1 protein-coding gene is annotated in these 669 nt (G+C 34.5%); it reads left to right on the forward strand.

Features of this window, described 5'->3' with window-relative positions; translation table 11 throughout:
• Nucleotides 1-103 precede the first annotated feature (103 nt).
• Nucleotides 104-583 carry a sigma-70 family RNA polymerase sigma factor gene (locus NMM26_RS09575; RefSeq protein WP_000914507.1) on the forward strand — a complete coding sequence of 160 codons (480 nt, stop codon included), beginning with the start codon at nt 104-106 and terminating at the stop codon, nt 581-583.
• Nucleotides 584-669: the final 86 nt, after the last annotated feature.

Below are 669 nucleotides of genomic sequence, written 5' to 3' on the forward strand. Positions count from 1 at the left end.
CCTCTCTTTTTTTGCGCAGTTGAGGAGGCGTAGAGAACAGAACGGGAAAATAGGACAAAACTGTTTTTGAATTTGTTAGACTGTATCTAGAAAGGGGAACAATATGCTTAAAAAATTGTATGAAGAAGTCCAGGGAATTGTGTATAAGTGTAGAAATGAGTATTACCTTCATTTATGGGAGTTATCTGATTGGGACCAAGAGGGGATGATTTGCTTGCATGAATTGATTAGTAGAGAAGAAGAACTGATAGAAGATATACCTCGTTTACGTAAATATTTCAAAACAAAATTTCGGAATCGGATTTTAGATTATATCCGAAAGCAAGAAAGTCAAAAACGAAGATATGATAAAGAAGCCTATGAAGAAGTAGGTGAGATTAGTCATCGTATAAGTGAGGGCGGTCTGTGGCTAGATGATTATTATCTCTTTCATGAAACCCTAAGAGGTTATAAAAGTAAACAAAATAAAGAGAAACAAGAAGAGTTAGAACGCGTCTTAAGACATGAACGATTTCGAGGTCGACAAAGAGTATTGAGAGACTTACGTATTGTGTTTAAGGAGTTTGATATCCGTACTCGGTAAGAAGCTATGCAAAAAAAGAAAAAAACATAAAAAGTTTAAAAAAGGTGTTGACAAAGTTTGAAAAGTCGGTATAATAGTAAGAGTTG

The organism is Streptococcus sp. CF7_Ac1-8, assembly GCF_024295435.1.
GTDB lineage: Bacteria > Bacillota > Bacilli > Lactobacillales > Streptococcaceae > Streptococcus > Streptococcus mitis_AP.

What these genes read in the sequence shown, in the direction of transcription:
- NMM26_RS09575 (WP_000914507.1), top strand. Translation starts at nt 104, where the DNA reads ATGCTTAAAAAATTGTATGAAGAAGTCCAGGGAATTGTGTATAAGTGT.